Origin of the sequence: Arthrobacter sp. SRS-W-1-2016 (assembly GCF_002009585.1) — a bacterium.
Classification (GTDB): Bacteria; Actinomycetota; Actinomycetes; order Actinomycetales; family Micrococcaceae; genus Arthrobacter; species Arthrobacter bambusae_A.
Genome location: NZ_MTPV01000007.1, coordinates 1 through 7,349, shown reverse-complemented (window position 1 = coordinate 7,349; position 7,349 = coordinate 1). Strand labels below are relative to the sequence as shown.

Sequence of the window (7,349 nt, the reverse complement as noted above, 5' to 3'; positions counted from 1 at the left end):
AGGCCGAGGACCGGGGGAGGGGCGTGTATGCGATTTCCGTCGCCGCCGAACTGGTGGGGACGGGCCAGCAGAACCTGCGCCTCTATGAACGCAAGGGCCTGTTGGAACCGGGCAGGACCTTGGGCGGGACCCGCCAGTACAGCGAGGACGATCTCGTGACATTGCGGCGGATCGGCGAGCTGCTGGAATCGGGCTTGAACCTGGCCGGCATCCGGATGGTCCTGGTCCTGGAGGCCGATAACCGCCGTCTTGAGGCGGAGCTCAGGTCCGCGAAAGCTACACGGAACAGGGGCCGTGCTTGAAGTTCCTATCCCTGCCGGAGCTTCAACCAAGAAAGTGGCGCCGATGCGACTGCGGCGACGTCCTGTTCCAAGGCCGGATAGAGCCTCCTGGACAATCTCGGAGTCCCATGAGAAGAGGCCAGGAGAGCGAATCCCCTTAGCTCCACAGTCAAGGCCCTCCCACCTGCGGAAACGCTGGGTGGGAGGGCCTTCGTCTTGCCTGCTGGTGCTGGCCCGAGGTTTGAGACTAATACTGACGGCAGTCGTCTTTGAACGTTGCTTTGGGGACGCTGATCGGCTTAGCCTCGGTCCTTGTTCCCGTTGCCGCCTTGTTGGTGTGAATCGGACCGTGGGCGCTGGAGCGTGAAGGATTCGAAGGATGCGAGCTGTCCTTGGGGGCCGGTTACGTTGTAGTAGGTGACCTCCATCTTCGTTGTCCCTCCGGGTTCGGTGCCGGGGTCGACGCTGAAAGCCGCGAAACCATAGGAGTTCGCGGCATCGCGCTGTGCTGACCACGGAGCGTCTTCCTGGACGTAGACCGGTGGCCGCTTATTTGTTGTGGGGTCGGGTGCGCCAACGCCCGTGATGACACGGCATGAGGGAGGGTTGTAGAACAACTGGTTCGACGGTACCGACGTTCCGCCCCCGCCCAGGACCATATGCACCGTCCCTTTGGTGGTATCGATGACGTCGGTGTGCGTGTCCGCCGGAATCGGAGTCAGCGTTGCGTTGGCTTGTTGGCCGCGGATCGGGTGCGAGCGTTCGTAGTGGTGCTCGTGCCCGCAGACAACCAGGTCCACGCCGTACCTGTCGAACAGCGGCACCCATTCCTGCCGTATGCCCAGATCGGCTCCGTTGAAGGACCCTGCCGTGCTGATGACAACTTGGTGCATGCAGACGACCACCCAGTCGATGTTCCTATCGGACCGTGCCGTCCTGAGTTCATTTTCGAGCCAGGTTTTCTGGGCGCCCTTCGAGTAGCCCCTGACGTAGCTGTTGCCGCCGTCCTGGTAGCAGACATCGTCGTTGGCGAGGCTGATGACTCGTACTGAACCTGCGGTGAAGGAGTACCAGAGGCCGCGGGTGAGGTCGGTCTGCCCGGGCTGCGGCGGGACGGAGAAGTACGTCTGGTAGGCGGCATATCCGATCGGGCCGTTGCCCAGTTCGTTCTCGTGGTTTCCTGCGGCGGGCATCCAAGGCCGGTGACGGGCGCTGCGTGAGTTGTTGTCCCAGAAGTCGGTCCAGGTCCGTACCCGGTTCTGCGAGATATTGGCGTAGCAGAGATCGCCGTTGAACAGGTGGAACAGAGGCTGGACGCGTTCGACGCCGGCCGGCATGTCACCCGCAGCGGGGGAACCGAGGTTGTCGTTGACCCATTGCTGCGTTCCTGACCCGGAGCTGGACTTCTTTCCGAGCGTGGGGGTGCCTTGGTCGCCGAAGCTTGTGAAAGTGAATTTTCCGCGTCCGCGCGGACCCGTACGGAAAGAACCAAACTCTGGCTGCGCGCCGTCGTGAATGGCTGCATACACGTAGTCGTGGGATGGATCGAGTTCGGTGAGTTTCGCGTGATAGGCATATACCTTCTGGCCGGACTTGGCGTCGACGTAGCTGGTTACTACCGCGTCCTGGCTCCGTCCGTAACTTCCGTCGGTTTCGCCGAGCATCGCCCGGGCCTGCTTGACGGGCTGCAAGGTGTGCCACGACACCACAACTTCGCTGGATGCATCGGTACCGAACTGCAGATGCAGTCCGTTCACCACCGGGGTGGTCAGCGGGTCGCCGACCGCAGAGGGCAACATCGCCTTGTTGTCCGCAGCTGAAGCCGGGGTTGCGCCTGCCAAAACGGCGACGGCGCTGGAAGCTCCGGCAGCCGTGAAGAAGCCGCGACGCGAGAGTCCAGTCCTAAAGAGTTCCTTGTCATCAGTCATGGGTTCAGCTTTGTGCGGCGCCGAGGCGAGACAGTGAAAACTGTCCAAGCGGCGAGTCACCGACAAATTAATTCTTGGTAACCCCTTTCCCTTAGTGGGTGCGCCCGATGCCCTGCAGGTGATCGACCGGTACGGGTTTCCACATCCGCGACGTCGGGTTGCTCGCCCTCGGCTTTGGCACGCCCGGCACCGACAGTCATGGGCGTCGAAGCCTATGCGCAACAAACGCACCGCCTGGACGCTCATGGTGCTCCTGCTGTGGATCGGCAGTTACAGGCACCACTTCGGCGCCGACGAGATTCGACGGTAGGTCCGGTGGGCGGGATTCCAAACTGATTCCGGGAAATTGCAAGCGGTTGGCGGGGGAGTATGGTGGGCGAGATTTGGGGTGGTTTTAGCTGCCGGGTACCGCGGTCGCGGGGGGCGTCGCCGGAGCCTGTGTCGGCGCCGGGGCCGTTTGTGCCGGCTGGGCGGTGGCCGGCGCGGGAGCTGCTGTTTGTACCGGTTGGGCGGTGCCCGGCGGGGAGGCTGCCGGGGTCGGTTGCTGTGTCGGAGCGGACCCGGGCATGGGAGACGTGCCCCCGTCGGGGGGTGCGAGGGCTGTGTTTGATGTGGTGGTGCTTGGGCCCGGAGCGCTTGTCCCGGATGCGGATTGGGTTACGGAGGGGTCGTGCGTGATGATCTGCTCGATGCGGGTCTTGTAGTCAGCGAGGCGGGACTGCAGCTCTGACAGGGGTATGTTTTCGATGTTTGCCTCGAAGTTTCTGACTTCGTCCCATATTTTCGCCAGTTGTTCCGTTCCTGCTGGGCTCAGTGGGCGGTCGAGGGTCAGGACCAGTTGGTTGGCGAGTGCGTAGGTGAGGCATTGGACGCAGTTGTAGTTGGCGGCCGCGGCGAGGTTCTGTGGAACGATCACGTTCGCGTGGCCCACGACAAGCACCACTTGGAAGCCGATGGCAACGGCGCCGCAGTCGCGACAACTGGCGAAGGCATACGCTTCGTTTTTGGTCAGCGCCTGGCCGTCGTCAACCCAGACGAGGGCGAACGCCACGTCATACGCTACGGACCCGTCTTTGGTGTTCACAGCCAGTGCCTGGTTCCCGCCGTCGCCCGGGGGCAACGGTTTGTCGAAGGGGAAGACCCAGGCGGGCTCTGCGGCGGGGGCGCCGGTATCTGCGGCGGTTGTTTGCGGGGCCCGGGGGATCAGTATCATGGCCAGCTGCGGCTTGTCCGCTGTCGGCCTGACGCTGCCGGAGGGCCAGATGGCTGCTACCTTTCCCTGCGCTCCGTCTACGAGCCGGTTGGGTTTGGGCATTACCAAGGAAACGGCGTCGGTGATGGTGCCGCGGTCATAGCGCTGGATTGGCCGGTAGGTGGAGGCGTTGGGCCACCACGCCGTAATCAATAGGGCGCAGACAAGGGCGCCGGCGACTGCGGCGCCGGCACGTCGGCCTGGACGGCCCCGGGTTTTCCGCCAAACAGCCCCTGCGCCTTGACGTACCATCCTGACGAGGACGATGCCTGTGCCGAGGATGGGAAGAGCAGCGGCGAGAATCATGAGGATATGCGCCGCGCCGCCGGGCAGGTCACCATGGCCCCAGGCATCGCCGAGGAGGCTCTGCTGGCGTGCGATGCTCACCACAGCGGTGGCGAGCACGCGCGGGAGCGTGAGAATCATCATCACGATGCTAAGGAGGAGGAGAGGCACTACGATCAGGACCCAGATGCTGACGACGGCGCGGGCCCACGGTTTGAGGGCTTTGGACTCCGGCCTGCCCCAACGCCAGGGGAGCAGGCCCAGGAGGGTGGGCGTGATCCGTTGGAAAAGATCCGATACGCCGGTGAGGTCGGCGAGCACGTGGTATCCGTCGAATCGGACCAGAGGTGTGAGCTGGCGCAGCATCTGCAGGATCTGGGTCAGCACGACCAGCAGCAGCGCGTCGTAGCCGGTGGCCCACCAGATCCCGGCGATCAGCACAGTGACGATAGCGTTGAAGTAGAGGCCGCCGAGGTCGGTCCTGACCCGGCCAGCGCGCCCGAGTCGGTATGAGTCCGTCACGTCCGTGTAAAAGGCTGGCCAGAACAGGTACAAGCCTGCGCCCATCGCTCCCGGAGTCGCTCCTCCGTAACGTGCTGCGGCGGCGTGGCCGAATTCGTGGAAACCGGAGGAGAAGATCGTCACGGCGACTACAAGCAACAGCAGTGCCGGGTTCTCGAACGCGTCGTGGGTTGCCGATCCTAGCCCTTTTAGTGCCAGTACCCACCAGCAGACAAAAAGGAAGGCGCCCAGCACGGGCACGGCGATGAGTGGATGGAACAGGTGGGCGAATGGTGCGGTCAGCCGCCTGGTTTTCTCGGCATCCGTCACGGCGTAACGGAAGCGCAAGCCAAGCAGCGGATTGGACTTCTTGACTTCCGGCTGTGAGCCGTCCGGGCGCACCAGCAGACCCAACGGCCGCAGCTGGGAGTCGATCAGGGTGCGGACGTTCTCCTCGGAGACCCGGCGCCCGGATTTTTCGCTCACGCTCTCAGCAAGCTGCGCAGGGCTGGTTCGGCCGTCCACTACAGACAACACCAGATAGAGCAGCCGCGTCAGCTGAAAGGTCTGTCCGTCTGCCCGGCGCACGAGAGACGGCGGTTCCCGGTAGCCCGATCCTTCCATTTCACCGATCAGTTCAACGCCGTCCGCACGGGACGGGCAGCGTTCTGCCGCGCCCATGTCCGGTGAGCTGGCATAGTCGGCGGGGTCGAGCGGGCCTCCGGGAATCACCGTCACCGGGTACTACTGCTGCAGGGTCGAGTGTTGGTTCGACGTGGCCGTGGCAGCCCCGTCGATGTGCTGGTTGATCACGGCGTCCTGCTGGGCGGCGGCCACGGCATTGCTATCGATCGCGCCGATGTTTGCTGCCACCCCGGCGTTGATCGGTGCCGCAACATTGGCGTTGGCGGCAACGGCGCCGTTGATGGGGGCGGCGATACCGGCGTTGGCGTCGAGTTTTACATCCACGTTCAGCAGGTTCCCGTTCACGACGGCGGTCGGATCAGTGACCGTCCCGCCGGCGGGAGCGGTCGGGGCCGGCGCGGCCGCAGCCGGCGGCGCTGTGTGGCCGATGCTGCTGTCCTGCGTCGAGTTCGCCGTCGCGTCGGCATTGATCCCCTGATCGATTAGTGCGCCCTGATGGGCCACACCCGCGGCCGTGGAACCGGCCGAGAGAACGTTGGCCGACGCGGACGCATCAATAGGTGCCGCGACGTTGGCGTTCGCGGCCACGCCAAGATCGATCGGCGCGGCCGCCTGGATTCCGAGGTTTAGGTCGGCATTGAGGTCAAGGATGGACGCGACTTCCTTCGCCGGCAGCGCGGTGATGCCTTCCGCGGCCAGTTCTTCAGCGGACAACGGCTCAAGTTCCTGCTCTTCGTTCATCACAAACTCCATTTCCGGCACAAGTAGCCTGGCCGTCAGCTATTTCGATAAACACTTCATCCACCGCTTCGGTGACTGATTTCGCACGCAGAACCGCACCGGGAAATGGATCAAGGAAGAGCTCACCACCCCAGCGCCGCGCTCTCCGGTAAATAGTAAGGGTACTTTTCATTTTTTGCGACCGGACATCTGTCCGCGCCTTCGCGGAAGGGTCAACGCCAGCAGCCGAATGGTTCGTCGATCCCGTTCAGAAAGTACTAAGGTTGCTTAGTATTAAGTCTTACAGGCAAGAGGTGGAGCAAGATTCAAGATCGAGGATGGGCGTCGGCCCGGAGCTCTAGCCGGGAGGATATCCGGTCGTCGCGTGGCCCTTTGGTCCGCTCGCCACGGCAGCGGGTGGGACCAGGAGGGAGGGGCTCGAGTTCGGGGGTTGGTTCCTTGGCCGAGAAGCCCGAGGCCAAGAAATTGCTGGTCGGGGGCTTGTCGTATACGAAGCAGATTCGGCGGGTCGAGGTCCTCAGGGCGCGCTTTGATTTCCGTCAGGCCTTGGATCTTGCTTTGGACTGCGTTGTGGCCGCCGAAGCTGATCTCGGGGTCCGCCGGCCAGAGGTGGCCGGATCTGACAAGGATATGGGCCCGTTGGGGCCGCCTCCAGCCGCGGTCACGTGGCTCGCTTGCCAGCTGTGCAGGGATCTGGGCGAGTATCGGTTGGAGGTATCCCTGGTCGAGCGATGGCTTGGGCACTCAAATGCCGATCACGGAGAAGATCATGCCGTTGAGCAGATGAAATGGCGACTGGCCACAGCGAGCGAGCTCCTGCGGACCGGCCGTCGCCCGGCCTGGGTTCAGGGCGCGTTCCCCGGCAACGCCCGGCCTTCGGGAGTTGCCGGGGATCGCCGCGGACAGAATGCCGGCCTGCATACCCTTTAGGGGCGAGTCGTTGTCCCCGGTTCAGAATGTCTTGCAGGAATTCCTCCCCTTTATAGCCTTACCTTGGCGGCCGGCCGCAACTCCCGGAGTTTGGGACGCTTCTGACGTTGGTGCGGTCTCTAGGGCGGCTTCAGGGGGTGAGTAACTTTCACACTCATTCCTCACCGTTTTCTCCCGGGCCGCGGTCTTGGGTTAGGGCACCGCCGGGACTGTGAGGGCTGCGGTTTCGGCAGTGGCCGAATGGGTGAGCGCGGCGAGCGAGACGGCCACGGAGTGGTCGGGCTCTTCCTCCGGTGTGCTGTGGGCCCGGAGCACCACGAGCGACTTCGCCGCGAGGGACACAATGCCGTCTGCGTCGACGGGCCCCGAGTCGGCGCCCATCCCGGCTGTATCGATGAGGATGTCCCACGCCGGAGCATATTCATCCGGGGGAAGCACGAACTTTACTTCGTCGTCGTGGGCGTTGAAGTAGAGCAGGAAGTTGACGTCGGTGATGCGCCGGCCTTGGTTGTCCCGGCCGCGGATCCCGTCACCGTTGAGGAACACGCCGACGGAGCGTCCGAAACCGTTGTCCCAGTCCGACGGCTGCATGAGGGCTCCTTCCGGGTCAAGCCAGACAATGTCCGGAAGTGGTTCTCCCTCGCTCCTGTGCACGGGCCTGCCGTCGAAGAAGCGGCTGCGCCGGAAGGTCGGATGCTTGGCGCGCAATGCGCTGACCGCGGCCGTGAACTCCACCAGCGGCTGGTCCACGCTGTCCCAGTTGATCCACGTCAGCTCGGAGTCCTG

5 protein-coding genes and 1 pseudogene are annotated in these 7,349 nt (G+C 63.8%); 1 reads left to right on the top strand and 5 read right to left on the bottom strand.

Annotation, left to right across the window (positions count from 1 at the left end; genetic code table 11):
- Positions 1–23 precede the first annotated feature (23 nt).
- On the top strand, positions 24–302 hold the full coding sequence (locus BMF89_RS02055; RefSeq protein ID WP_078105430.1) for a MerR family transcriptional regulator: 279 nt from the start codon (positions 24–26) through the stop codon (positions 300–302).
- A gap of 278 nt (positions 303–580) precedes the next feature.
- Here the strand turns inward: BMF89_RS02055 and BMF89_RS02050 are convergent, their stop codons facing one another.
- The 5 genes and pseudogenes from BMF89_RS02050 to BMF89_RS02025 all read right to left on the bottom strand — a co-directional run.
- The gene (locus BMF89_RS02050; RefSeq protein WP_078105429.1) at positions 581–2,209 is read right to left on the bottom strand and encodes a metallophosphoesterase family protein; all 1,629 of its coding nucleotides are present in this window, start codon (positions 2,207–2,209) and stop codon (positions 581–583) included.
- 394 nt (positions 2,210–2,603) lie between these two features.
- On the bottom strand, positions 2,604–4,985 hold the full coding sequence (locus BMF89_RS02040) for a hypothetical protein (RefSeq protein ID WP_078105428.1): 2,382 nt from the start codon (positions 4,983–4,985) through the stop codon (positions 2,604–2,606).
- A 6-nt stretch (positions 4,986–4,991) separates the two neighbouring features.
- A complete protein-coding gene (locus BMF89_RS02035; RefSeq protein ID WP_078105427.1) occupies positions 4,992–5,633 on the bottom strand; it encodes a peptidoglycan-binding protein in 642 nt (213 codons plus the stop codon).
- A 744-nt stretch (positions 5,634–6,377) separates the two neighbouring features.
- On the bottom strand, positions 6,378–6,554 hold the full coding sequence (locus BMF89_RS21825) for a hypothetical protein (protein ID WP_171983376.1): 177 nt from the start codon (positions 6,552–6,554) through the stop codon (positions 6,378–6,380).
- Between the two features lie 201 nt (positions 6,555–6,755).
- Positions 6,756–7,349, bottom strand: a pseudogene (locus BMF89_RS02025) (glycogen debranching enzyme); the annotation flags it as partial.